Below are 23,969 nucleotides of genomic sequence, written 5' to 3'. Positions count from 1 at the left end.
GAAGGACGTCCTTACGATTGCGGTTTCTCGACGATCACGCGGCGGTTGTCGCGCGCGACCACGCGCATCGGCACGCCTTCCTTGACCAGCGCGTCGTACTGGCCGGGCGGCATGATCGCGAGCGCATGGGTGTCCTGCTTCCAGCGCGTGACCCATTCACCGACGGTCGGGATCCACTTGTTCGGCTCGACCGAGATCCCGAACGCAAGCTCGTCCTGACGCTGGACCATGATCGTCGTGTGGCCCACGTAGAACGGGAACGTGTGATCGAGCATTTCGATCGAGTAGAACGGCGTGTCGGGTGGCAGCTTCGCCAGTTCGGCGCGTACGGCCGGCGCGAGCAGCGCGCCCGAGCTGTAGCGGCCGAATTCGTCGTGCCCGGTGCCGCCGATCGTGCCGAACGCGAGCCACGCGGCGCCGAACGCGGCGAGCGCGGCGGCCACGCCCGCGCGGCGGTTCAGCCACGCGGCCGCGAGCGTCAGCGCGGCCGAGACCGCGAGACCGGCGTACAGCCACATCTGGAACGCGCGGTACAGCGCGTTCGGCGTGCGGGCGTCGCCCTGGTAGGCGAGGAAAATGATCCCGAACGCCGCGGCGACGAAGAACACGAGATAGCCGAGCAGGTGGCGGCGGAAGCGGTCGGCCGTCATCAACGGCAGATACGCGCCGATGATCAGCGCGAGCGCCGGCGCGACCGGCAGCACGTACGAGATCAGCTTCGAATGCGACGCGCTGAAGAACAGAAAGATGAATGCGCTCCAGATCAGCAGCACGAGCATCGGCGAGAAGCCGTTCGGCTGGCGCGGCATGCGCAGCGCATGGCGGATGCTCTGCCACGCGACCGACAGCCACGGCAGGAAGCCGACCAGCAGCACCGGCACGAAGTAGTACAGCGGGCCCGGGCGGTTCTGCTCCGGGGTCAGGTACCGGCGGAACTGCTGGACGACGAAGAAGAAGTTGAAGAACTCGGGGTTGCGCTGCTGGACGAGCACGAACCACGGCGTGACGATCGCGAAGAAGATCACGAGGCCGCTGACGAGGTACAGGCGCTTCCACAGCGCCCAGTCGCGCGCGATCAGCGTATACAGCACGAGCACGGCGCCGGGCAGGATCAGCCCGACGAGGCCCTTGGACAGCACCGCGAACGCCATCGCGGCCCAGCACGCCCACATCCAGCCGCGCACCGCGGCCGGGCGCAGCCCCGGCCGCTGCGCGAGCAGCAGCGAGCACAGCGACAGCGCCATCCAGAACGCGAGTCCCATGTCGAGCGCGTTGAAGTGGCCCATCAGGTTCCAGTAAGGCGCGCTGGCCAGCACGACGGCCGCGAGGAAGCCCGACAGCGGGTTGAACAGGCGCGCGCCGGTGTAGCCGACGAGCAGTACGCCGGCGAAGCTCGCGACGGCGGTATACAGGCGCGCCTGCCATTCGCCGATGCCGAACCATGCGAACGTCAGCGCGTTCAGCCAGGTTTGCAGCGGCGGCTTCTCGAAGTACTTGTAGCCGTTGTAGCGCGGCGTGATCCAGTCGCCGGTGACGAACATCTCGCGCGCCATTTCCGCATAGCGGCCTTCGTCGCTCGGGATCAGGTGGCGCAGCCCGAGCGGCGCGAACCAGACGATCGCGAATGCGACGAGCAGGAGGACGAGCGTGATGCGATTGAGCGGTAGCCTCGACGGCGTATCGTTCATGGATTTTCAGCCTGTTGATTGTTGTGACGGGCCGCCGGCGGGGTGCGCCGGGGGCGGGGCGGCCTGGCCGGGCGATCCGGGGATCGACCCGCTGCGCCGGCCCGTGTTTTACCGCATCGGCGATTAACGTTCAATTAAGAGCGCGGCGGCGACTTTGCGGCCTTCGGCCATCAGGATGTTGTAGGTGCGGCAGGCGGCCTGGAAATCCATCGTCTCCACGCCGATCCGCTTCGCGGCGAGCGCCGCGACGAGCCGCGGGTGCGGGAAGCGCAGCCGCGCGCCGCTGCCGAAGATCACGAGTTCGGGCGTCGGGTCGAGCAGCATCGCGAAATGCTCGGGCGCGAGCGCGTCGAACGACGACACGGGCCAGGCCTGGACCGGCGCGCCGGGCAGCACGATGACGCTCGTTTCATGGCGTTCGAGATTGACGTCGACATAATCGGGGCCGTAGCCGGTGACGGTGTTGAGCGCGCCGCTCGTGTCCTGGTGCAGTTTCAAATCGGTATTCCGCGGTTCCGTAGGGGAATGGGTTGGCCGGGCCGTACGGGCCCGGCGGGCCGGTTTCGCGCGCGGACGCCCGACGGCGCGGGCCCGGCGCGGCTATGGTGCATTGCGAAAGTCGGCCAAAATCCGCTAAATTATAACTTTTTGGCCGCCTGCGGGCGCCACTTGCGTCGTGCGTCGCCACAAGCCGCGTCCGACCGCCGCTTTTTCCCAGTCTAGACAGCGTGCACAGACCGGCCGCTTTCCAGTTTTGATCCCGTCCCCCCGGCCGCAAGGCCAATCCAGGAACCGTGTCGTCGTGAAACCGATTCAGAAGTCGAACAAGCTGCTCAACGTCTGCTACGACATCCGTGGCCCGGTGCTCGAGCACGCGAAGCGCCTCGAGGAAGAAGGCCACCGCATCATCAAGCTGAACATCGGCAACCTCGCGCCGTTCGGTTTCGACGCGCCGGACGAAATCATCCAGGACATGATCCGCAACCTGCCGGCGTCGTCCGGCTATTCGGATTCGAAGGGCGTGTTCTCGGCGCGCAAGGCCGTGATGCACTACACGCAGGAAAAGGGCGTCGTCGGCGTCGGCCTCGACGACATCTACATCGGCAACGGCGCGTCCGAGCTGATCGTGATGGCGACCCAGGCGCTCCTGAACGACGGCGACGAAGTGCTGCTGCCCGCGCCCGACTATCCGCTGTGGACGGCTGCCGTGAGCCTGTCGGGCGGCACGCCCGTGCACTACGTGTGCGACGAGCAGAACGCGTGGATGCCCGATCTCGACGACATCCGCAGCAAGATCACGCCGAACACGAAGGCGATCGTCGTGATCAACCCGAACAACCCGACCGGCGCGCTTTATTCCGACGAATTGCTGCTGGAGCTGCTCGAGATCGCGCGCCAGCACGGGCTGATCGTGTTCGCGGACGAGGTCTACGACAAGATCGTCTACGACGGCCTCGAGCACACGGCGCTCGGTGCGCTGTCGGAGGACGTGATCACCGTCACGTTCAACAGCCTGTCGAAGAGCTATCGGTCGTGCGGCTATCGCGCGGGCTGGATGGCCGTGTCGGGCCTCGGCGGCGACAACCGCCGGCGCGCGAAGGATTACCTGGAAGGGCTCGGCATCCTGTCGTCGATGCGCCTGTGCGCGAACGTGCCCGGCCAGTTCGCGATCCAGACGGCGCTCGGCGGCTACCAGAGCATCAACGAGCTGATCGTGCCGAGCGGGCGCCTGTACAAGCAGCGCGAACTCGCGTATGACATGCTGACGTCGATCCCGGGCGTGACCTGCGTGAAGCCGCAGGCCGCGCTGTACATGTTCCCGCGCCTCGACCCGAAGCTCTACCCGATCCAGAACGACCAGCAGTTCATTCTCGACCTGTTGCTCGAGGAGCGCGTGCTGCTGGTGCAGGGCACGGGTTTCAACTGGGCGACGCCGGACCACTTCCGCGTGGTCTTCCTGCCGAACCTCGACGACCTGACCGATTCGATCAACCGGATCGCACGCTTCCTCGACGGCTACCGCAAGCGCCATTCGGTCTGAGCGGGCAGGGCCACACGGAACTCACTACTTCTTACTCATCGATCACACGCAGCATGGAACCGATCAAAGTTGGCCTGTTGGGCTTCGGCACCGTCGGCAGCGGCACCTTCACGGTGCTGCACCGCAACCAGGAAGAAATCAAACGACGCGCGGGGCGCGGCATCGAGGTCGCGCGCATTGCCGTGCGCAACCCGGCCAAGGCGCAGGCCGCGCTCGGCGCCCACGCCGGCACCGCGCAGATCACCGACGATTTCAACGCGGTCGTCGACGATCCGTCGATCGCGATCATCGCCGAGATGATCGGCGGCACGGGCATCGCGCGCGAGCTCGTGCTGCGCGCGATCGCGAACGGCAAGCACGTCGTGACGGCGAACAAGGCGCTGCTCGCGGTGCACGGCACCGAGATCTTCGAAGCCGCGCGCGAGCAAGGCGTGATGGTCGCGTTCGAGGCGGCCGTCGCCGGCGGCATCCCGATCATCAAGGCGCTGCGCGAAGGCCTGACCGCGAACCGCATCCAGTACATCGCCGGCATCATCAACGGCACGACGAACTACATCCTGTCGGAAATGCGCGACCGCGGGCTCGACTTCGCGACCGCGCTGAAGGCCGCGCAGGAACTCGGCTACGCGGAAGCCGATCCGACCTTCGACATCGAAGGCGTCGACGCCGCGCACAAGGCGACGATCATGAGCGCGATCGCGTTCGGCGTGCCGGTGCAGTTCGACCGCGCGTACGTCGAGGGCATCAGCAAGCTCGACGCGACCGACATCCGCTACGCGGAAGAACTCGGCTACCGGATCAAGCTGCTCGGCATCGCGCGCCGCGCCGCTAACGGCATCGAGCTGCGCGTGCATCCGACGCTGATCCCGGAAAAGCGGTTGCTCGCGAACGTCGAGGGTGCGATGAACGCGGTCGTCGTGCACGGCGACGCGGTCGGCACGACGCTGTATTACGGCAAGGGCGCGGGCGCGGAGCCGACCGCATCGGCGGTCGTCGCGGACCTCGTCGACGTCACGCGCCTGCATACGGCCGACCCCGAGCATCGCGTGCCGCATCTCGCGTTCCAGCCGGACAGCCTGTCGAATACGCCGATCCTGCCGATCGAGGAAGTGACGAGCGGCTACTACCTGCGCCTGCGCGTCGCCGACCAGACCGGCGTGCTCGCCGCGATCACGCGCATCCTCGCCGAATCGGGCATCTCGATCGACGCGCTGCTGCAGAAGGAGTCCGAGCAGATCGACGGCGCGAACGGCGAAACCGACATCATCCTGATCACGCACGAGACGGTCGAGAAGAACGTCAATGCGGCGATCGCGCAAATCGAGAGCCTCGCGACCGTCGTGTCGAAGGTGACGAAGCTGCGCATGGAAGCGCTGAACTGAGGCTGACGACATGAACTACATCTCCACGCGCGGCGCCGGCATCGGCGAGCGCCATACGTTCTCCGACATCCTGCTCGGCGGTCTCGCGAAGGACGGCGGGCTCTACCTGCCGGCCGAATATCCGAAGGTGTCCGCCGACGAGCTCGCGCGCTGGCGCACGCTGCCGTACGCGGATCTCGCGTTCGAGATCCTGTCGAAGTTCTGCGACGACGTGCCGGCCGACGACCTGCGCGCGATCACGCGGCGCACGTACACGGCCGCCGTGTACAGCAACACGCGCCACGGCGAGAACGCGTCCGACATCACGCCGCTGAAGACGCTCGGCGCCGAGCACGGCGCGGCGCTGTCGCTGCTCGAACTGTCGAACGGCCCGACGCTCGCGTTCAAGGACATGGCGATGCAGCTGCTCGGCAACCTGTTCGAGTACACGCTCGCGAAGCACGGCGAAGCGCTGAACATCCTCGGCGCGACGTCGGGCGACACCGGCAGCGCGGCCGAATACGCGATGCGCGGCAAGGCCGGCGTGCGGGTGTTCATGCTGTCGCCGCACAAGAAGATGAGCGCGTTCCAGACGGCGCAGATGTTCAGCCTGCAGGATCCGAACATCTTCAACCTCGCAGTCGAAGGCGTGTTCGACGACTGCCAGGACATCGTGAAGGCCGTGTCGAACGATCACGCGTTCAAGGCGCAGCAGAAGATCGGCACGGTCAACTCGATCAACTGGGCGCGCGTCGTCGCGCAGGTCGTGTACTACTTCAAGGGCTATTTCGCGGCGACGCAGTCCAACGACGAGCGCGTGTCGTTCACGGTGCCGTCGGGCAACTTCGGCAACGTGTGCGCGGGCCACATCGCGCGGATGATGGGGCTGCCGATCGCGAAGCTGGTGGTCGCGACCAACGAGAACGACGTGCTCGACGAATTCTTCCGCACCGGCGCATACCGCGTGCGCAGCGCCGAGAACACCTATCACACGAGCAGCCCGAGCATGGACATCTCGAAGGCGTCGAACTTCGAGCGCTTCGTGTTCGACCTGCTCGGCCGCGATCCGGCGCGCGTGATGCAACTGTTCCGCGACGTCGAGGAGAAGGGCGGTTTCGATCTCGCGGCGAGCGGCGATTTCGCGCGCGTCGCCGAATTCGGTTTCGTGTCGGGCCGCAGCAGCCATGCCGACCGCATCGCGACGATCCGCGACGTGTTCTCGCGCTACGACACGATGATCGATACGCATACGGCCGACGGCGTGAAGGTCGCGCGCGAGCATCTGGAGGCCGGCGTGCCGATGGTCGTGCTCGAGACGGCGCAGCCGATCAAGTTCGGCGAGACGATTCGCGAAGCGCTCGATCGCGAAGCCGAGCGGCCGGCCGCATTCGACGGGCTCGAGGCGCTGCCGCAGCGCTTCGAGGTCGTGAAGGCCGACGCGCAGCAGGTGAAGGACTTCATCGCCGCCCATACGCGCGCATGACGCACGGCCGGGCCGCGGGCCCGGTTGAGCAGGACGGCCGGAATGCCGATTCGTCGAACGGATCGGGGTTCCGGCCGTTTCGTTTGGCCCGCGGGTTTTGGCCCCGGACCTCGCATGTGGTGCGAAACAAGTGCCAGACCTGCGGGCTCGTGCCGATCACAGTCTTCGCATGTGCGCCATATCGCGCGTGCGCACGGCGGCGTCGCTACAATGGCGTATTGCATCCAACGATCCCCGATTCCATCGATGTCGAACCCGAATCCCGCGGCGCCGCGCGCGCCGATGCTGTCGACCGCCGAAGCGCTCGCCGCGCTGCTCGATGCCGCGAAGCCGCTGCCCGGCGCCGAAACCGTCGCCACGCTCGACGCGCTCGGCCGCGTGCTCGCAGCTGACGTGAGCTCGCCGCTCGACGTGCCGCCGATGCATACGAGCGCGATGGACGGTTATGCGGTGCGCGTCGCCGACCTGCTGCACGGCGATCGGCGTTTGCCGGTGTCGCAGCGCATCCCGGCCGGGCATCCGGCGCAACCGCTCGCGGCCGGCACGGCCGCGCGGATCTTCACCGGCGCGACGGTGCCGCCCGGCGCCGACGCCGTCGTGATGCAGGAGCAGACGTCGGCCGACGGCGACGCGGTCGAGATCCTGCACACGCCGAAGGCCGGCGAATGGATCACCGCGCAGGGTGCGGATATCCGTCAAGGTTCGGTGATCCTGTCGGCCGGCACGCGGCTCACGCCGCAGGCGCTGGGTCTCGCCGCATCGGTCGGCTGTGCGCAACTGTCGGTCGCGCGGCGGATTCGCGTGGCGGTGTTCTTCACCGGCGACGAACTGACGATGCCCGGCGAGCCGCTGAAGCCCGGCGCGATCTACAACTCGAATCGCTTCACGCTGCGCGGGCTGCTCGAGCGGCTCGGCTGCCACGTGACCGACTACGGAATCGTGCCCGACTCGCTGGCCGCGACGCGCGACACGCTGCGCGAGGCCGCCGGCGACCACGACGTGATCCTGACGAGCGGCGGCGTGTCGGTCGGCGATGAGGATCACGTAAAGCCGGCCGTCGAGGCCGAAGGGCGGCTCGCGCTGTGGCAGATCGCGATGAAGCCCGGCAAGCCGCTCGCGTACGGCGCGGTGCGTCGCGGCGACGAGCGCGACGACGCGCATTTCATCGGGCTGCCCGGCAACCCCGTCTCGAGTTTCGTCACGTTCCTGCTGTTCGTCCGGCCGTTCCTGTTGCGGCTGTCCGGCGTGCGCGACGTCGCGCCGCGCGCGTTGTCGCTGCGTGCCGATTTTTCGCAGAGCAAGGGCGACCGGCGCAACGAATTCCTGCGCGCTCGCGTCAATGCGGCCGGCGGCCTCGACCTGTTCCCGAACCAGAGCTCGGCCGTGCTCACGTCGACGGTCTGGGGCGACGGCCTGATCGACAATCCGCCGCAGCACGCGATCAGCGCAGGCGAGACCGTGCGTTTCATTCCATTTTCCGAATTGCTGTCGTAACGCGGCGGCGTCCGAACCATGAAGATTCAGCTGAAATTTTTTGCAAGCGTGCGTGAAGCACTGGGCGTGGCCGACGAAGAAACCGACGTGCCGGACAGCGTGACGACCGTCGGGGACGTGCGCGCGTGGCTGCGCGTGCGCGGCGGCGCGTGGGCCGACACGCTCGCCGAAGGGCGCGCGTTGCGCATGGCGTGCAACCACGAGATGACCGGTCCCGACACGCGGCTCACCGAAGGCTGCGAGGTCGCGTTCTTCCCGCCGGTGACGGGCGGCTGAGGCGGCGCATGGCGACGATACGAGTCCAGACCGACGATTTCGACCTGAATGCCGAAGTGGCGGCATTGCGGGCGCGCAACCCGAAGATCGGCGCGCTCGCGTGCTTCGTCGGCACGGTGCGCGACCTCAACGAAGGCGATGCGGTTGCCGCGATGGAGCTCGAGCACTATCCGGGAATGACCGAGAAGGCGCTCGAGAAGATCGCGGCGGAGGCTGGCCGGCGCTGGCCGGGCATCGACGTCGCGATCGTGCATCGCGTCGGCAGGCTGCTGCCGCTCGACCAGATCGTGATGGTCGCGACGGTCGCGTCGCACCGCGGCGATGCGTTCGCGTCGTGCGAGTTCGTGATGGACTATCTGAAGACCGAAGCACCGTTCTGGAAGAAGGAAACGACGCCGGACGGCGAGCGCTGGGTCGATGCGCGCAGTGCCGACGACGCCGCGCTCGCGCGCTGGGGCGTCGAGTCGGGCAACACGCGGCGCTGAGCACGGCTGAGGGCGGCGCGCGGACGATGCGGCGATGGGCCGCATGTGCGCCGTCGTCGCGCGTGACAAGCGTTACGCGCCCGGGTCGACGCCGCGCGCGACGATCTTCGTCGGAAACGGCTCGCCGCGGGCGCGCGACGGCAACGCGTGCGGATCCTCGCCCGTGTCGCGGCGGCGCGGCGCGATCGCGTCGAGCAGCGCCTGCTGTTCGGGCGGAATCCGGTAGTCCCAGCCGAACCGGCTCAACTGCAGGCTCTGCGCGATCCGCAGCGCGGGCTCCATGAAACGGATCGCCGCGGCCGGCGCATAACGCGCTTCGACGGTGTTCAGGAACAGCGACAGCCAGCGGCTGAAATGGGCCGGCTCGATGCCGTCGAGCGGCTGGTGCGCCTGCTGCACGTTGCCGCGATAGCCCTTGGTGCCGAGCACGAGGCTCGACCAGAACGTCACCATCTTTGGCAGATGATCGTCCCAGCGGCCGGCGAGCTTCGCGTCGAACACGGGCCCGAGCAGTGGATCGGCGCGCACGCGGTCGTAAAACGCGTAGACGAGATCGCGGATATTGTCTTCGGTCGGCTCGGCGTCGCGGGGGCGGGCCGGTACGGTATCGGGCGAGGCGGGCAGGGCAGTCATGACAAAAAGGGCCGGTGGAGCAGGGCAGCGACGGGGCGCCGGCGCGGGCAACGAGCAGGACGCCGGCCGGATTTTGACGCAAAATAACGTCCTGTAACCCCTGGAAAACGTGTAGGTATCACGCATCTTATTGCGCGCGCCCGATCCCGGCAACCCGGGGCCGCGCCGCAGGGCGCTCGATCGGCCCTACGCACCTCGCGATCGGCCCGGCTCACATCATTGGGGCACGATCGATATTTTCCGTATTCGCTCATGAGACTCACCGACTACACCGACTATTCGCTGCGCGTGATGCTGTACCTGGCCGTGCGCGGCGAGGGGCTCGCGACAATCCAGGAGATCTCGGACGCCTACGGCATCTCGAAGAACCATCTGATGAAAGTCGTCCAGCAGCTTGGCGAGCTGGGCTGGGTCGACACCGTTCGCGGCCGCAACGGCGGGCTACGGCTGTTCGCCGACTCACTGCGGCTGACGGTCGGCCAGGTCGTGCGGGCAACCGAAAACGACTTCGCGCTGGTTGGCTGCTTTTCGCCCGACGGCGGCGAGTCGCGCGGCTGCGCGATCGAGCCGCAGTGCCGGCTGAAGGGCGTGCTGGCGGCCGCACGCGATGCGTTCTTCGCGGAGCTCGATCGTCACACGCTCGGCGAACTGGCCGAGCCCGCGTCCCCGCTCGCGGCGCTGCTCGGCATCCGTCCGGTCGCGCTCGTGCGCGCCGCGCCGACGCCGGACCAGGCGCCGGCGCTCGCCGAGCCGTCGTCGAAGGCCCGCTGACACGCGGGCGCCGCGGCTCCTCGCGCCCACCCCATCACGCCGCCGGGCCGTTTTCAGGGTATCCGGCATTTTTTGCGCTGAATCAACCCGAATTTCGCTTGAAAGCCGCATAACCATCCTCATCTTGGTGTTAATCGAAAATTGGAGGTCTCAACCAAATGAGAATCGACAAGCTCACCACCAAGTTCCAGGAAGCACTCGCGGACGCGCAAAGCCTCGCGGCAGGCCGCGACAATCAATACATCGAACCCGTTCACGTGCTCGCGGCGCTGGTTGCGCAGCAGGACGGGTCGGCCCGCTCGCTGATGTCGCGCGCGGGCGTTCACGTGCAGGCGCTGCAAGGCGCGCTGAACGAAGCCATTTCGCGCCTGCCGCAAGTGACGGGCACGGGCGGCGACATCCAGATCGGCCGCGAGTTGGCCGGACTGCTCAACCAGGCCGACAAGGAAGCGCAGAAGCTCAACGACACGTTCATCGCGAGCGAAATGTTCCTGCTCGCCGTGTCCGACGACAAGGGCGACGCCGGCAAGCTCGCGCGTCAGCACGGCCTCACGCGCAAGGCGCTCGAAGCCGCGATCGCCGCGGTGCGCGGCGGCTCGCAGGTGCACAGCCAGGACGCGGAAAGCCAGCGCGAGGCACTGAAGAAATACACGGTCGACCTGACCGAGCGCGCCCGTGCGGGCAAGCTCGATCCGGTGATCGGCCGCGACGACGAAATCCGCCGCTCGATCCAGATCCTGCAGCGCCGCACCAAGAACAACCCGGTGCTGATCGGCGAGCCGGGCGTGGGCAAGACCGCGATCGTCGAAGGGCTCGCGCAGCGGATCGTCAACGGCGAGGTGCCCGAGACGCTGAAGGGCAAGCGCGTGCTGTCGCTCGACATGGCCGCGCTGCTCGCCGGCGCGAAGTACCGCGGCGAGTTCGAGGAACGCCTGAAGGCGGTGCTCAACGACATCGCGAAGGACGAAGGCCAGACGATCGTCTTCATCGACGAGATCCACACGATGGTCGGCGCGGGCAAGGCCGAAGGCGCGATGGATGCGGGCAACATGCTGAAGCCGGCGCTGTCGCGCGGCGAGCTGCACTGCATCGGCGCGACCACGCTCGACGAATACCGCAAGTACATCGAGAAGGACGCCGCGCTCGAACGCCGCTTCCAGAAGGTGCTCGTCGACGAGCCGAGCGTCGAGGCGACGATCGCGATCCTGCGCGGGCTGCAGGAGAAGTACGAACTGCACCACGGTGTCGACATCACCGACCCGGCGATCGTCGCCGCGGCCGAGCTGTCGCATCGCTACATCACCGACCGCTTCCTGCCCGACAAGGCCATCGACCTGATCGACGAAGCCGCTTCGAAGATCAAGATGGAAATCGATTCGAAGCCCGAGGAGATGGACAAGCTCGACCGTCGTCTGATCCAGCTGAAGATCGAGCGCGAAGCCGTGAAGAAGGAGCAGGACGAAGCGTCGCAGAAGCGCCTGCAGCTGATCGAGGAGGAGATCGACCGCCTCGGCCGCGAATATGCGGACCTGGAAGAGATCTGGACCGTCGAGAAGGCTGCGGTGCAGGGCAGCGCGCAGCTCAAGGAAGAGATCGAGAAGGTGCGGGCGGACATCGCGCGCCTGCAGCGTGAAGGCAAGCTGGAGAAGGTCGCCGAGCTGCAGTACGGCAAGCTGCCTCAGCTCGAGTCGCAACTGAAGCAGGTCACGCAGGCCGAAGAGCAGGAGCAGCACAACCCGACGCGTCCGCGCCTGCTGCGCACGCAGGTCGGCGCCGAGGAAATCGCGGAAGTCGTGTCGCGTTCGACCGGCATTCCGGTGTCGCGGATGATGCAGGGCGAACGCGAGAAGCTGCTGCACATCGAGGAAAAGCTGCACGAGCGCGTGGTCGGCCAGGATGAGGCAATCAGCGCGGTGGCCGACGCGATCCGTCGTTCGCGCGCGGGTCTCGCCGATCCGAACCGTCCGTACGGCTCGTTCCTGTTCCTCGGCCCGACGGGTGTCGGCAAGACCGAGCTGTGCAAGGCGCTGGCGTCGTTCCTGTTCGATTCGGAAGAGCATCTGATCCGCATCGACATGAGCGAGTTCATGGAGAAGCACAGCGTCGCGCGGCTGATCGGTGCGCCGCCGGGCTATGTCGGCTACGAGGAAGGCGGCTACCTGACGGAAGCCGTGCGCCGCAAGCCGTACAGCGTGATCCTGCTCGACGAGATCGAGAAAGCGCATCCGGACGTGTTCAACGTGCTGCTGCAGGTGCTCGACGACGGTCGCATGACCGACGGGCAGGGGCGCACGGTCGACTTCAAGAACACGGTGATCGTGATGACGTCGAACCTCGGCTCGCAGGTGATCCAGGCGATGACGGGTGCGCCGCAGGACGAGATCAAGGACGCGGTGTGGCTCGAGGTGAAGCAGCATTTCCGCCCCGAGTTCCTGAACCGGATCGACGACGTCGTCGTGTTCCATGCGCTCGACCGCAGCAACATCGAGTCGATCGCGAAGATCCAGCTCGCACGCCTGCACGACCGGCTCGCGAAGCTCGACATGGCGCTCGACGTGTCGCCGTCGGCGCTCGAGCAGATCGCGAAGGTCGGCTACGATCCGGTGTTCGGCGCGCGGCCGCTGAAGCGCGCGATCCAGCAGGAGATCGAGAACCCGGTCGCGAAACTGATCCTCGCCGGCCGCTTCGGTCCGAAGGACGTGATCCCGGTCGACGTCAACGACGGCCAGTTCGTGTTCGACCGCGTCGTTCACTGATCGCCTGCCGTCGGCAGCGTGTGCCCGGTTCGCACCGGGTGCGCAAAAACGAACACCCCGCCTCGGCGGGGTGTTTGCTTGTGAAGCGGCCGAACGGGCCGCCCGGTGGCGGTGGTCAGCCCTGCTTGTTGCCGCCGAACATGCCGGCGAGCTGCGTGAGCGCGCCGAGCACGTTCGACGTGTCGACCTGGCCGCCGGCCGGCACTTCGCCGTTCGGCGTCGCGCCGTTGACGACGTGCGGCAGCACCTGCGCGAGGATCGACGACGCCTGCGACGGATCGATGCCGACCTTGCTCGCGAGCGAGCCGACGACGTCCGAGCCGAGCACGTTTTGCAGCGTATCCGGCGAGATCGGCTGGTTTTCGCCGGTGCCGACCCACGAACCGATGATCTCGCCGGCGCCGCCGGCCTTGAACTTCTCGATCAGGCCGTTCAGGCCGCCCGGCTGGTTGTTGATGAATTCGAGCGCGGTCGCGATGAGCGCGCTTTGCGAGTTGCCGCCGGCCTGGCCGCCGATCAGACCGCCAACGATGTCGAGGAGACCCATGGTTCTTCACCTTCACTGAAAAGGGCGCCGTGACGACGGCGCCCGTTGAACGAATGCCGCGCGCACGCCGTCGCGCGCGCGGCGCACATCAGGCGCCCGACGCCGCGGCGGCGGAGGCAGCCTTGTCCTTCTTGCTCTTCTTCTTCGAACCCTTCGTCGCCTTCGCGGACGACGCGGCGGCCGGTGCGCTCGCGCCGGCGTCGGCGGATGCCGCGGCAGCAGCGGCCGCCTTTTCCTTCTTCGATGCGCGCTTGGTCTTGGCCGGCTTGGCTGCCGCTTCCGGTGCGCTCGCCGTCGGCGCGGGCGCCGCGGTCGTCGTGCCGGCCGTCGCGGTCGTGGACGTCGATGCGGTGCCCACCGACGTCGTGGCCGAGGTCGTCGCGGCCGGCTTCGACAGCTTCACGCCCTTCGGCGGTGTCGACGAGCCGCCGATCGTCAGGCCGTTTTCCTCGAGATGCCCGACCGATTTCGTGCCGAGACCCTTCACGCGGTTCGCGAGATCGTCGGCGTCCTTGAACGGGCCGTTCTTGGTGCGTTCGTCGATGATCGCCTTCGACTTCACGGGCCCGAGCCCCTTCACGGATTCGAGCGCGGCCTGGTCGGCCGTGTTGACTTCGACGGCCGCGGCAAGGCCGGCGGCGAGTGACAGCGACAGCGCGACGAACAGCATCAGCAGCTTTTTCAGCATGGCAAGGGCTCCCTGGTTCTGACGGATGAATGGCTGTTGCAACGGACGGCGGCGCGCGAGCTGGCCGGGCGTCGCGGTTAAGCATAGGACAAATGCGTGCCCTTTTTGAGACAGGCTGACCGAATCTTGCTGAAGGCTGGTGGTGCTGTAAAGGCCGAAACCGGTGCCGGGGGGCGATTTTGACCATTCTTTACGGTGTCGCCGGGAATCGCGGGTGAACGCGGCACTGGCCGTCAGACAATGCTTGACTTAGAGTGAACTCTAACTCCTAACCTTGTTCCTGCCATGTCGAAAACCGTATCCCAACCCTCCGCCGCCGGTCCGCTGACGATCGGGCAAGTCGCCGAACTGACGGGCGTGTCGACGCACACGCTGCGGTATTACGAGCAGGCCGGCCTGCTGCGCGCGATTTCGCGCACGGCGGCCGGACACCGGCTCTATGCGCCGGCCGATCTTGACTGGCTGGCCTTCGTGATGCGCCTGAAGGCGACCGGCATGCCGATCGCGCAGATGCAGGCGTTCGCGGTGCTGCGCGAGCAGGGCGCGTCGACGTTCGGCGCGCGGCGCGACTTGCTGGTCGCGCATCGCGACGCGGTGCGTGCGCATATCGCGGAGCTGCAGGCAAGCCTCGATGCGATCGGCGACAAGATCGCGTACTACGAGGCGCAGGAACGGGAAACGGAACGACGGGCGACACCTTCTCACTCTTTATCGGAACAGGACGGACACGATGGAACGACTCGCTGAGGATCGCTACACGCGCGGCTGGAACAAACTGAAGGAAATCGACGGCGAAGCAGGCGAACGCGTGATCGCGGCGCTTGCGCCGATCGCGCCGGACTTCGCGCGGCTCCTGGTCGAATTCAGCTTCGGCGACATCTACAGCCGGCCGCAGCTCGACCTGAAGGCGCGCGAAATCGCGACGATCGCGGCGCTGGCCGCGCTCGGCAACGCGCAGCCGCAACTGAAAGTGCACATCGAGGCCGCGCTGAACGTCGGCTGCACGCGCGACGAGATCGTCGAGGTGTTCATGCAGATGGCCGTGTATGCGGGGATGCCGGCCGCGCTCAACGCGCTGTTCGCCGCGCGCGAGGTGTTCGCGCGGCGCGACGAAGCGGCCGGCGCGACCGACGACGCGAACGAGGCGGCAGGGCAGCCCGCATGACGGAGCGTGCGGCCGTGCGTCACGCGCGGTGCGGCGCGACGATCCGGTACTTCGCGATGCGCCGGTACAGCGTCGCGCGCGACATGCCGAGCGCCCGGGCGGCCGCGTCGGGACGCCAGCGATGCGCGGTGAGCGCGGCGACGATGCGGCCGCGTTCGTCGTCGGGCGGCGCGCCCGGCGGCGCGCCGCCGAGTTGCGCGGCGAGATCGGCCGGCAGGTCGCGCCGCGTCACGCGCGCGGCGTCGCACACCGCGCACGCATAGCGCAGCACGTTGCGCAGTTGCCGCACGTTGCCCGGCCATGCATACGTGGCGAGCTGTTCGGCGAGCGTCGCGTCGAGCGTGAGCACGTGGCCGGTCGCCTGCGCTTCCTCGGCGAACACGGCGGCGATCACGTCGCGCACGTCCGCGCGTTCGCGCAGCGGCGGCAACTCGAACGTCGCGCCACTCAACCGGTAGTACAGATCTTCGCGGAACGCGCCGTCGGCGACCATCCGTGCAAGATCGCGGTGCGTCGCGCAGATCACGTCGAGATCGACGCGCACGGGCGTATCGCTGCCGAGCGGCACGACCTCGCCGTCGGCCAGCACGCGCAGCAGGCGCGTCTGCAGCGCGAGCGGCATGTCGCCGATTTCATCGAGAAACAGCGTGCCGCCGTCGGCGAGCGCGATCTTGCCGCGCGCGCCGTGCTTGCGTGCGCCGGTGAACGCGCCGGCCGCATAACCGAACAGTTCGCTTTCGATCAGCGCTTCCGGCAGCGCGCCGCAGTTTACGGCGACGAACGGCCGCGCGCGCCGCGCGCCGGCGTCGTGGATCGCGCGGGCGAACACTTCCTTGCCCGCGCCGGTTTCGCCGAGCACGAGGATCGGCAGCCGCTTGCTCGCGACGCGCAGCGCAAGTTCGGCCTGTTGCGCGATGCGCGCGTCGCTGCTGTGCAGGAACGGCGTCAGCGCGCCGACGTGACGCGGCGCGGTGCCCGGGCGCCGCGAGGCCGCGCCGGGTTCGCGGCCGGCGCGCCGTAGCGGCGCACGCAGCCGCGCGTAGAGCGGGGCGCCGGTCGCGCGCACGCGCAGCGCGATGATCGTATCGAGCCGCGCGGCGTCGCGCAGCGGCATCTCGGTCGCATCGAATATCTCGTCGATATGGCGCGGCTCGCGCAGCGCCGGCAGCGCGTCGCGCGCCTGCCGGTTCGCGGCGACGATGTTGCCGCATTCGTCGAATGCGATCAGCCACTCGGGCTGCGCCTCGACGTAGTGACGGTTCGGATGCCCGAACAATATCCAGTGCTGCGCGGTGCTGTGCACGAAATAGCCGTCCTCGATCAGCGCCGCGCTCTGCCGCACGAGCTGGTAGACGAGGCGCTGGCTGTCGCGGCCGTCGGGCGAATGCACGGCCGACGCGTCGAGCACGCCGATCAGCTCGCCGCCCGGCGAGAAGATCGGCGCCGCGCTGCACGTGAGCGTCGTGAACGCCGCGCGAAAGTGATCGGTCTTGTGCACGGTGATCGGCGCGAGATCGGTCAGCACGCTCGCGACGCCGCACGTTCCTTCCTCGCTTTCCGACCAGCACGAGCCGATGTGCAGCCCCGCATGGCGGAAGTCGTTGCGGCGCTCGCGGTCGATCCGGTAGTCGATCGTCACGCCGTGCGCGTCGGTCAGCATCACGCAGTAGTCGGCGACGCGAATCATGTCGTGCAGCCGCGTCAGGCACTGGCCCGACGCGCGCAGGAACGCTTCCTCCTTGTCGCGCACCTCGCGCAGCTCCGCCGCGGTCAGCACGCGCGGGCCGATCGACGACGCGGGGTCGAGACGGTAGCGCTCCAGCGACCGTTGCCACGACGACACGAGGCGCGCGGAATCCGCCGGCGCGGGCAGGCGTCCGGCGAGCGCGCCGAGTACACGGTCGGCGTGCTGGGCCTGGGGGACGGCGTAGGGCATGGTCGGCTCCGGTTCCGTACGGCGGGGATGTCGCTGTTCTTGTAGCACATCCGGTTCGGCGAATCACATTGCATCGCAGCACGCGGCGCGCATGAGACGGTCGTCTCACCGGTATCGCGTCGTGTCTCGCGCAGTTGAGACGGCCGCATGCGCGGCGTGCGGCGGCCGTCCGGCGCGGCGTCGCGTGCACGGCGCCGCGCGAACGCTGGGTTTGCGGGCGCAACGCCGGGCATGCGCGCGCGCCGCGGCAATCGCGTCGCCGTATCGACGACGTGAGACGTCTGCGCGAATTCGACGCGCGCTGCGTCGTCACGGTCGCGCATCCGGAACCCGCGCATGCCCGCCGCGCCCGTGCGGACGCGGGTTTCGCGGCGATCGCACGGATGATGGCACGCCGCTTGCAGAGATGACGGGCAAGCCGCCGCGATCGCGTCGGCGACGACGATCCGCCGCCCGTCGATGGCAGCGGACGAAACAGGCGGAGCCGGCGCGTGCGTCAATGCGCCGGCTCCGTCGACTGGATGGAGACAAACCCGTGACGATGCCCGTTACCGTCGGCGTGATCGCGAACCCCGCATCGGGGCGCGACATCCGCCGCCTCACGACGCATGCATCCGTGTTTCCGACCGCGGAGAAGGCGAACATGATCGTGCGCCTGCTGGCCGGCCTCGGCGCGATGGGCGTCGAGCGCGTGCTGACGCTGCGCGACCGCACGGGCATCGCGACGCTGCTGCTGCGCGCGATCGACACGCATCGCGCGATCGCGCCGCACGAGCGCTGGCCCCAGGTCGAATTCGTCGACCTGCCGATCACCGACAGCGTCGCCGACACGCAGGCGGGCGCGGCCTATCTGCACCGGATGGAAGTGTCGCTGATCGTCGTGCTCGGCGGCGACGGCACCCATCGCGCGGTGGCCGCGCATTGCGGCGCGACGCCGCTCGTCGCGCTGTCCACCGGCACCAACAACGCGTTTCCCGAACATCGCGAGGCGACCGTCGCGGGCGTCGCCGCGGGGCTCGCCGCGACCGGCGCCGTGCCGGCCGAGGTCGCGTTCGTGCGCAACAAGCGGCTCGTCGTGCGCTGCGTCGCGGGCGCGCAGCCGGGGCGCGAGGAGATCGCGCTCGTCGACGTGTGCGCCGCGCGGCAGCGCTTCATCGGCGCGCGCGCGATTTCCGGCTCCGACGACATCGACTCGCTCTACCTGACGTTCGCCGAACCGGACGGCATCGGGCTGTCCGCGCTCGGCGGCGCGTGGGCGCCGCTCGAACGCAGCGCGCCGCACGGGCTCGCGATGCGTTTCGCGGAAGCCGGCAATGCGGCCGGCACGCCGCTCGTCGCGCCGATCGCGCCGGGGCGCGTCGACCGTGTCGTGATGCGCAGTTGCGAGCGGCTCGAACCGGGCACGTGGCACGCGATTCCGTTCGAGCGCGGCACGCTCGCGTTCGACGGCGAGCGCGAGATCGAGGTCGTGCAGGGCGATCGCTACGAGATTGCGCTCGACTGGCGCGGGCCGTTGACGGTCGACGTCGGCCGCACGCTGCGCTACGCATCGTCGCGGCAGCTGCTGCGCGACGCCGGCGCGTGGCACGACTGATACACCGGTTTGACGAAGCCGCTTCGGCATCCATCACTATCATCAAGGAGACATCGCATGACAGCCCCCCTCGAAGGACAGGTCGCCATCGTCACGGGCGGCGCGCGCGGCATCGGCCGCGGCATCGCGCTGACGCTTGCCGGCGCCGGCGCGGACATCCTGCTGGCCGACCTGCTCGACGACGCGCTCGACGCCACCGCGCGCGAGGTGCGCGCGCTCGGCCGCCGGGCCGCGATCGCGAAGGTCGACGTCACGCAGGCCGCGCAGGTCGACGCGATGGTCGCGCAGGCGCTCGCCGACCTCGGCCGGCTCGACATCCTCGTGAACTGCGCGGGCGTGATCAGCATTCATCCGGTCGCCGAACTGACCGAGCGCGACTGGGATTTCGTGATGGACGTGAATGCGAAGGGCACCTTCCTCGGCTGCCGGGCGGCACTGGCGCACCTGAAGGCGCAGGGTCGCGGCCGGATCATCAACGTCGCGTCGATCGCGGGCAAGGAAGGCTTTCCGAATCTCGCGCATTACAGCGCATCGAAATTCGCGGTCGTCGGCTTCACCAACGCGCTCGCGAAGGAGCTCGCGCGCGACGGCGTGACCGTCAATGCGATCTGCCCCGGCATCGTCCGTACCTACATGTGGGACCGGCTGTCCGACGAATGGAAGACCGACGGCGAATCGGTCGAGCAATCGTGGCAGCGGCACCAGTTGACGCTGATTCCGCAGGGCCGCGCGCAGACGCCGGAAGACATGGGCCGGCTCGCGCTGTTCTTCGCGACGATGGACAACGTGACGGGCCAGGCCGTGAACGTCGACGGCGGCTTCACGTTCCACTGACGGCCGCAAGGCCGTGCAATCCGCCGCCACGGCTCGGCCGGGGCGGCATTCGCAGTCAGACCTAACCAGGAGACACACATGACCGCTTCGACACAGCTCGGCAGGGACAAGCTGCTGGACGCCTATCGGCTGATGCGCACGATCCGCGAATTCGAGGAACGCCTGCACGTCGAATTCGCGACCGGCGAGATTCCCGGCTTCGTTCACCTGTACGCGGGCGAGGAGGCGTCCGCCGTCGGCACGATCCTGCACCTCGGCCTCGACGACTACGTGGCCACCACGCACCGCGGCCACGGCCATTGCATCGCGAAGGGCGTCGACGTGCACGGGATGATGGCCGAGATCTACGGCAAGAAGACGGGCGTTTGCCGCGGCAAGGGCGGCTCGATGCACATCGCCGACCTGTCGATGGGGATGCTCGGCGCGAACGGGATCGTCGGCGCGGGCGGCCCGCTCGTGTGCGGCGCGGCGCTCGCGGCCAAGCACAAGAAGACGGGCGGCGTCGGCGTGTGCTTCTTCGGCGACGGCGCGTCGAACCAGGGCGTGATCTTCGAATCGATGAACCTCGCGTCGGTGTGGCGGCTGCCCGCGATCTTCGTCGCCGAAAACAACGGCTATGCGGAAGCGACGTCGTCGAGCTGGTCGGTCGCGACCGACAACATCGCCGATCGCGCGAACGGGTTCGGGATGCCGGGCGTGATCGTCGACGGCTTCGACTTCTTCGCGGTGCACGAGGCGCTCGGCGAGGCCGTCGAACGCGCGCGCAACGGCGGCGGCCCGACGCTCGTCGAGGTGAAGTTCACGCGCTATTTCGGCCACTTCGAGGGCGATGCGCAAACCTACCGCGCGCCGGGCGAAGTGCAGAAGCTGCGCGACGAAAAGGATTGCCTGAAGCATTTCGAAACGCGTGTCGTGCGCGCCGAAGCGCTGACGACCGACGACCTGCGCGCGGTCGATGCGCAGGTGAAGGCGCTGATCGACGACGCGGTCGCACAGGCGAAGGCCGCGCCGCTGCCGGATGCCGCCGACCTGCTGGCCGACGTCTACGTGTCGTATCCGTGAGCGCCGGCTGACCCGGCAGCCGGCACGGCAACCCAACATTCCAGGAGACAGACATGGCAAGGAAGATCACTTATTCGCAGGCGATCAACGAGGCGCTCGCGCAGGAAATGGCGCGCGACGACAGCGTGATCGTGATGGGCGAGGACAACGCGGGCGGCGCGGGCGCGCCGGGCGAGGACGACGCATGGGGCGGCGTGCTCGGCGTGACGAAGGGGCTGTTCCACAAGTTTCCGGGCCGCGTGCTCGATACGCCGCTGTCGGAGGGCGGCTACATCGGCGCGGCGGTCGGCGCGGCCGCGTGCGGGATGCGACCCGTCGCGGAACTGATGTTCATCGATTTCATGGGTGTGTGTTTCGACCAGATATTCAACCAGGCCGCGAAATTCCGCTACATGTTCGGCGGCAAGGCCGTGACGCCGGTCGTGATCCGCGCGATGTACGGCGCCGGCCTGCGCGCGGCCGCGCAGCACTCGCAGATGCTCACGTCGCTGTTTACGCACATTCCGGGGCTCAAGGTCGTATGCCCGTCGACGCCGTACGACGCGAAGGGGCTCCTGATCCAGGCGATTCGCGACAACGATCCCGTGATCTTCCTCGAACACAAGCTGCTCTATACGCGCGAGGGCGACGTGCCTGAGGAATCCTATGCGATTCCGTTCGGCGAGGCGAACGTGCTGCGCGACGGCGACGACGCGACGATCGTCACGTACGGCCGGATGGTGCATCTCGCGATGGACGCGGCCGCGACGCTCGCGAAGGACGGCATCCAGTGCGACGTGATCGACCTGCGCACGACGTCGCCGCTCGACGAGGAAACGATTCTCGAAAGCGCCGAACGCACCGGGCGCGTGGTGGTCGTCGACGAAGCAAACCCGCGCTGCTCGATCGCGACCGACATCGCCGCGCTCGTCGCGCAGCGTGCGTTCCGTTCGCTCAAGGCGCCGATCGAACTCGTGACCGCGCCGCATACGCCCGCGCCGTTCGCCGGCGTATTGGAAGACCTGTACATCCCGTCCGCCGATGCGATCGCGCAGGCGGTACTCAAGACGAGGAGCTGACACGATGTCGATTCACATGATCACGATGCCCAAGTGGGGGCTGTCGATGGAGCAGGGGCAGGTCAACGGCTGGCTGAAGGCGATCGGCGAACGCGTGGCGAAGGGCGACGAGGTGCTCGACGTCGAGACGGACAAGATCTCGTCGGGCGTCGAATGCGCGTTCGACGGCACGCTGCGCCGGCAGGTCGCGCAGGAGGGCGAGACGCTGCCCGTCGGCGCGCTGCTCGGCGTGGTCGCGGCCGCCGACGCGAGCGACGCCGACATCGATGCGGCGATCGCCGACTTCCAGCGCGATTTCGTGCCGAGCGCGGCGTCCGACGAGGCGGCCGGCCCGCAGCCGGAGAAGGCGCAGATCGGCGGACGCACGCTCCGCTTCCTGAAGCTGGGCGACGGTTCGGGCACGCCGGCCGTGCTGATCCACGGCTTCGGCGGCGACCTGAACAACTGGCTGTTCAATCACGCGGAGCTCGCCGCGCACCGGCCGGTGTGGGCGCTCGATCTGCCCGGCCACGGCGAATCGGGCAAGGCGGTCGAGACCGGCAGCCTCGACGAACTGGCCGATGCGGTGCTCGCGCTGCTCGATGCGCAGCACATCGAGCGAGCGCACCTGATCGGCCATTCGATGGGCGGCGCGGTGGCGATGACGTTGGCCGACAGCGCGCCGGAGCGCGTGGCGTCGCTCACGCTGATCGCGAGCGCCGGGCTCGGTGCCGATATCAACCGCGCGTACATCGACGGCTTCGTCGCGGGCAACAGCCGCAACACGTTGAAGCCGCACCTCGGCGCGCTGTTCGCGGACGACGCGTTGGTCACGCGGCAATTGGTCGAGGATCTCGTCAAGTACAAGCGGCTCGAAGGCGTGCAGGCCGCGCTGGAGAAAATCGCGCATGCCGCGTTCGACGGCGCCGCGCAGCGGCGCGTATTCCGCGACCGGCTCGCGTCGCTGGCGCCGCGCACGCTCGTGATCTGGGGCGAGCGCGACCAGGTGATTCCCGCGCAGCACGCGCAGGGCCTGCCGGACGGCGTGCGTGCCGAGGTGCTCGCCGGCAGCGGCCACATGGTGCAGATGGAGGCGGCCGCCGACGTGAACCGCCTGATCGTCGCGTTCCTCGGAGACTGACGATGGCCGCCGCGCTCGAACGACCCAGCCTCACGGCGCTCGGCCAGCCCGGCGCGAGAAGTCGCGACAAGCTCGCGCGCATTCCGGTGCGCATCGAGCCCGCGGCCGGCGCGGCGCTGCCGAAGCCGCCGTGGCTGCGCGCGCGGCCGATGATGAGCGCGGCGGTGGCCGACATGGCCGCCGTGCTGCGCGAGCATCGGCTGCATTCCGTCTGCGAGGAGGCGATGTGTCCGAACATCGGCGAATGCTTCGCGCAGCGCACCGCGACCTTCATGATCATGGGCGGTCTGTGTACGCGGCGCTGTCCGTTCTGCGATGTCGCGCACGGACGTCCCGAGCCGCTCGATCCAGCCGAGCCCGCGCGGCTGGCCGACGCGGCGGCGGCGCTCGGATTGCGCTACGTCGTGATCACGTCGGTCGACCGCGACGATCTGCGCGACGGCGGCGCCGCGCATTTCGCCGCATGCATCGCGGCGGTACGCGCGAGCGTGCCGGGCATCGGCGTCGAGGTGCTGACGCCGGACTTCCGCGGCCGCGCGGTCCGTGCGCTCGACGCGCTGTCGTCGGCCTGGCCCGACGTGTTCAATCACAACATCGAGACGGTGCCGTCGCTGTATCGCGCGGCGCGGCCCGGCGCCGACTATCGCGGCTCGCTGGAACTGCTCGCGCACGCGAAGGCCGCGCGGCCGACGCTCGTGACGAAATCGGGATTGATGCTCGGGCTCGGCGAACGCGACGACGAGGTGCGCGACACGTTGCGCGACCTGCGTGCGCACGAGGTCGACGTGCTGACGCTCGGCCAGTATCTCGCACCGTCGGCGCACCATTTGCCGGTGCGGCGCTATGTGAGCCCGGATGCGTTCGCCGCGTGGCGCGACGAGGCGCTCGCGCTCGGTTTCAGGGAAGTCGTCGCCGGCCCGCTCGTGCGGTCGTCATATCACGCGGCCGACGTGCTGGAGGGCGCGTAGCGCGCCACG

22 protein-coding genes are annotated in these 23,969 nt (G+C 68.4%); 16 read left to right on the top strand and 6 right to left on the bottom strand.

Annotation, left to right across the window (positions count from 1 at the left end):
- Positions 1-11 precede the first annotated feature (11 nt).
- Positions 12-1,688 carry a glycosyltransferase family 39 protein gene (locus tag CFB49_RS10170; RefSeq protein ID WP_069617869.1) on the bottom strand — a complete coding sequence of 559 codons (1,677 nt, stop codon included), beginning with the start codon at positions 1,686-1,688 and terminating at the stop codon, positions 12-14.
- A gap of 123 nt (positions 1,689-1,811) precedes the next feature.
- Entirely contained in the window at positions 1,812-2,186 is a 375-nt protein-coding gene (locus CFB49_RS10165; RefSeq protein ID WP_069617870.1) for an Mth938-like domain-containing protein, read from the bottom strand.
- Between the two features lie 304 nt (positions 2,187-2,490).
- Between CFB49_RS10165 and CFB49_RS10160 the strand changes: the two genes are divergently transcribed.
- The 6 genes from CFB49_RS10160 (at position 2,491) to CFB49_RS10135 (ending at position 8,828) form a co-directional block, all read left to right on the top strand.
- Positions 2,491-3,729: a pyridoxal phosphate-dependent aminotransferase gene (locus CFB49_RS10160; RefSeq protein ID WP_069617871.1), complete on the top strand. Its 1,239-nt coding sequence runs from the start codon at positions 2,491-2,493 to the stop codon at positions 3,727-3,729.
- Between the two features lie 53 nt (positions 3,730-3,782).
- Positions 3,783-5,111 (top strand): homoserine dehydrogenase, encoded by a 1,329-nt coding sequence (locus tag CFB49_RS10155; protein ID WP_069617872.1) that lies wholly within the window; start codon positions 3,783-3,785, stop codon positions 5,109-5,111.
- Between the two features lie 10 nt (positions 5,112-5,121).
- On the top strand, positions 5,122-6,573 hold the full coding sequence (gene thrC, locus CFB49_RS10150; protein ID WP_069617873.1) for a threonine synthase: 1,452 nt from the start codon (positions 5,122-5,124) through the stop codon (positions 6,571-6,573).
- Between the two features lie 246 nt (positions 6,574-6,819).
- Positions 6,820-8,067 carry a molybdopterin molybdotransferase MoeA gene (locus CFB49_RS10145; RefSeq protein WP_089491269.1) on the top strand — a complete coding sequence of 416 codons (1,248 nt, stop codon included), beginning with the start codon at positions 6,820-6,822 and terminating at the stop codon, positions 8,065-8,067.
- An 18-nt stretch (positions 8,068-8,085) separates the two neighbouring features.
- A complete protein-coding gene (moaD, locus tag CFB49_RS10140; RefSeq protein ID WP_089491268.1) occupies positions 8,086-8,343 on the top strand; it encodes a molybdopterin converting factor subunit 1 in 258 nt (85 codons plus the stop codon).
- Positions 8,344-8,351: 8 nt separating this feature from the next.
- On the top strand, positions 8,352-8,828 hold the full coding sequence (locus tag CFB49_RS10135; protein ID WP_089491267.1) for a molybdenum cofactor biosynthesis protein MoaE: 477 nt from the start codon (positions 8,352-8,354) through the stop codon (positions 8,826-8,828).
- A gap of 72 nt (positions 8,829-8,900) precedes the next feature.
- Here the strand turns inward: CFB49_RS10135 and CFB49_RS10130 are convergent, their stop codons facing one another.
- Positions 8,901-9,461 carry a group III truncated hemoglobin gene (locus CFB49_RS10130; RefSeq protein WP_089491266.1) on the bottom strand — a complete coding sequence of 187 codons (561 nt, stop codon included), beginning with the start codon at positions 9,459-9,461 and terminating at the stop codon, positions 8,901-8,903.
- A gap of 252 nt (positions 9,462-9,713) precedes the next feature.
- On the opposite strand from CFB49_RS10130, the gene CFB49_RS10125 reads away from it, so the two are divergent.
- Together CFB49_RS10125 and clpB are read left to right on the top strand one after the other, a co-directional pair.
- Positions 9,714-10,232, top strand: coding sequence for an Rrf2 family transcriptional regulator (locus tag CFB49_RS10125; protein WP_069621245.1), 519 nt, complete (start codon positions 9,714-9,716; stop codon positions 10,230-10,232).
- A 158-nt stretch (positions 10,233-10,390) separates the two neighbouring features.
- Positions 10,391-12,988: an ATP-dependent chaperone ClpB gene (clpB, locus tag CFB49_RS10120; protein ID WP_069621246.1), complete on the top strand. Its 2,598-nt coding sequence runs from the start codon at positions 10,391-10,393 to the stop codon at positions 12,986-12,988.
- A gap of 115 nt (positions 12,989-13,103) precedes the next feature.
- Here the strand turns inward: clpB and CFB49_RS10115 are convergent, their stop codons facing one another.
- Together CFB49_RS10115 and CFB49_RS10110 are read right to left on the bottom strand one after the other, a co-directional pair.
- Positions 13,104-13,535, bottom strand: coding sequence for a YidB family protein (locus tag CFB49_RS10115; RefSeq protein ID WP_069621247.1), 432 nt, complete (start codon positions 13,533-13,535; stop codon positions 13,104-13,106).
- An 88-nt stretch (positions 13,536-13,623) separates the two neighbouring features.
- Entirely contained in the window at positions 13,624-14,223 is a 600-nt protein-coding gene (locus CFB49_RS10110) for a ComEA family DNA-binding protein (RefSeq protein ID WP_089491265.1), read from the bottom strand.
- A gap of 285 nt (positions 14,224-14,508) precedes the next feature.
- Here CFB49_RS10110 and CFB49_RS10105 point away from each other — a divergent pair, with 285 nt between their 5' ends.
- Positions 14,509-14,970 (top strand): MerR family transcriptional regulator, encoded by a 462-nt coding sequence (locus CFB49_RS10105; protein WP_069621249.1) that lies wholly within the window; start codon positions 14,509-14,511, stop codon positions 14,968-14,970.
- Positions 14,954-15,388: a carboxymuconolactone decarboxylase family protein gene (locus tag CFB49_RS10100; RefSeq protein ID WP_089435131.1), complete on the top strand. Its 435-nt coding sequence runs from the start codon at positions 14,954-14,956 to the stop codon at positions 15,386-15,388. Before CFB49_RS10105 ends, CFB49_RS10100 begins: the two co-directional genes overlap by 17 nt.
- Positions 15,389-15,407: 19 nt before the next feature.
- Here the strand turns inward: CFB49_RS10100 and CFB49_RS10095 are convergent, their stop codons facing one another.
- On the bottom strand, positions 15,408-17,324 hold the full coding sequence (locus tag CFB49_RS10095; RefSeq protein WP_089491264.1) for a sigma-54-dependent Fis family transcriptional regulator: 1,917 nt from the start codon (positions 17,322-17,324) through the stop codon (positions 15,408-15,410).
- A 535-nt stretch (positions 17,325-17,859) separates the two neighbouring features.
- On the opposite strand from CFB49_RS10095, the gene CFB49_RS10085 reads away from it, so the two are divergent.
- The 6 genes from CFB49_RS10085 to lipA all read left to right on the top strand — a co-directional run bounded on the left by CFB49_RS10085 (position 17,860) and on the right by lipA (position 23,960).
- Positions 17,860-18,918, top strand: a complete 1,059-nt coding sequence (locus CFB49_RS10085) for an ATP-NAD kinase family protein (RefSeq protein ID WP_089491262.1) — start codon at positions 17,860-17,862, stop codon at positions 18,916-18,918.
- Between the two features lie 57 nt (positions 18,919-18,975).
- Entirely contained in the window at positions 18,976-19,752 is a 777-nt protein-coding gene (locus CFB49_RS10080) for an SDR family NAD(P)-dependent oxidoreductase (protein WP_069621254.1), read from the top strand.
- A gap of 78 nt (positions 19,753-19,830) precedes the next feature.
- Positions 19,831-20,814, top strand: coding sequence for a thiamine pyrophosphate-dependent dehydrogenase E1 component subunit alpha (locus CFB49_RS10075; protein ID WP_006478652.1), 984 nt, complete (start codon positions 19,831-19,833; stop codon positions 20,812-20,814).
- Positions 20,815-20,867: 53 nt separating this feature from the next.
- The gene (locus tag CFB49_RS10070) at positions 20,868-21,872 is read left to right on the top strand and encodes an alpha-ketoacid dehydrogenase subunit beta (protein WP_069621255.1); all 1,005 of its coding nucleotides are present in this window, start codon (positions 20,868-20,870) and stop codon (positions 21,870-21,872) included.
- A gap of 4 nt (positions 21,873-21,876) precedes the next feature.
- Positions 21,877-22,992, top strand: coding sequence for an acetoin dehydrogenase dihydrolipoyllysine-residue acetyltransferase subunit (locus CFB49_RS10065; RefSeq protein WP_089491261.1), 1,116 nt, complete (start codon positions 21,877-21,879; stop codon positions 22,990-22,992).
- Positions 22,993-22,994: 2 nt separating this feature from the next.
- Entirely contained in the window at positions 22,995-23,960 is a 966-nt protein-coding gene (gene lipA, locus CFB49_RS10060; protein ID WP_089435127.1) for a lipoyl synthase, read from the top strand.
- Positions 23,961-23,969 lie beyond the last annotated feature (9 nt).

The organism is Burkholderia sp. AU17457, from assembly GCF_002223255.1.
GTDB lineage: Bacteria > Pseudomonadota > Gammaproteobacteria > Burkholderiales > Burkholderiaceae > Burkholderia > Burkholderia sola.
This window is presented reverse-complemented; position numbering and strand designations above follow the sequence as displayed.

What these genes read in the sequence shown, in the direction of transcription:
- CFB49_RS10170 (WP_069617869.1), bottom strand. Translation starts at nt 1,688, where the DNA reads ATGAACGATACGCCGTCGAGGCTACCGCTCAATCGCATCACGCTCGTC.
- CFB49_RS10155 (WP_069617872.1), top strand. Translation starts at nt 3,783, where the DNA reads ATGGAACCGATCAAAGTTGGCCTGTTGGGCTTCGGCACCGTCGGCAGC.
- thrC (WP_069617873.1), top strand. Translation starts at nt 5,122, where the DNA reads ATGAACTACATCTCCACGCGCGGCGCCGGCATCGGCGAGCGCCATACG.
- CFB49_RS10145 (WP_089491269.1), top strand. Translation starts at nt 6,820, where the DNA reads ATGTCGAACCCGAATCCCGCGGCGCCGCGCGCGCCGATGCTGTCGACC.
- moaD (WP_089491268.1), top strand. Translation starts at nt 8,086, where the DNA reads ATGAAGATTCAGCTGAAATTTTTTGCAAGCGTGCGTGAAGCACTGGGC.
- CFB49_RS10135 (WP_089491267.1), top strand. Translation starts at nt 8,352, where the DNA reads ATGGCGACGATACGAGTCCAGACCGACGATTTCGACCTGAATGCCGAA.
- CFB49_RS10130 (WP_089491266.1), bottom strand. Translation starts at nt 9,461, where the DNA reads ATGACTGCCCTGCCCGCCTCGCCCGATACCGTACCGGCCCGCCCCCGC.
- CFB49_RS10125 (WP_069621245.1), top strand. Translation starts at nt 9,714, where the DNA reads ATGAGACTCACCGACTACACCGACTATTCGCTGCGCGTGATGCTGTAC.
- clpB (WP_069621246.1), top strand. Translation starts at nt 10,391, where the DNA reads ATGAGAATCGACAAGCTCACCACCAAGTTCCAGGAAGCACTCGCGGAC.
- CFB49_RS10115 (WP_069621247.1), bottom strand. Translation starts at nt 13,535, where the DNA reads ATGGGTCTCCTCGACATCGTTGGCGGTCTGATCGGCGGCCAGGCCGGC.
- CFB49_RS10110 (WP_089491265.1), bottom strand. Translation starts at nt 14,223, where the DNA reads ATGCTGAAAAAGCTGCTGATGCTGTTCGTCGCGCTGTCGCTGTCACTC.
- CFB49_RS10105 (WP_069621249.1), top strand. Translation starts at nt 14,509, where the DNA reads ATGTCGAAAACCGTATCCCAACCCTCCGCCGCCGGTCCGCTGACGATC.
- CFB49_RS10100 (WP_089435131.1), top strand. Translation starts at nt 14,954, where the DNA reads ATGGAACGACTCGCTGAGGATCGCTACACGCGCGGCTGGAACAAACTG.
- CFB49_RS10095 (WP_089491264.1), bottom strand. Translation starts at nt 17,324, where the DNA reads ATGCCCTACGCCGTCCCCCAGGCCCAGCACGCCGACCGTGTACTCGGC.
- CFB49_RS10080 (WP_069621254.1), top strand. Translation starts at nt 18,976, where the DNA reads ATGACAGCCCCCCTCGAAGGACAGGTCGCCATCGTCACGGGCGGCGCG.
- CFB49_RS10075 (WP_006478652.1), top strand. Translation starts at nt 19,831, where the DNA reads ATGACCGCTTCGACACAGCTCGGCAGGGACAAGCTGCTGGACGCCTAT.
- CFB49_RS10070 (WP_069621255.1), top strand. Translation starts at nt 20,868, where the DNA reads ATGGCAAGGAAGATCACTTATTCGCAGGCGATCAACGAGGCGCTCGCG.
- CFB49_RS10065 (WP_089491261.1), top strand. Translation starts at nt 21,877, where the DNA reads ATGTCGATTCACATGATCACGATGCCCAAGTGGGGGCTGTCGATGGAG.
- lipA (WP_089435127.1), top strand. Translation starts at nt 22,995, where the DNA reads ATGGCCGCCGCGCTCGAACGACCCAGCCTCACGGCGCTCGGCCAGCCC.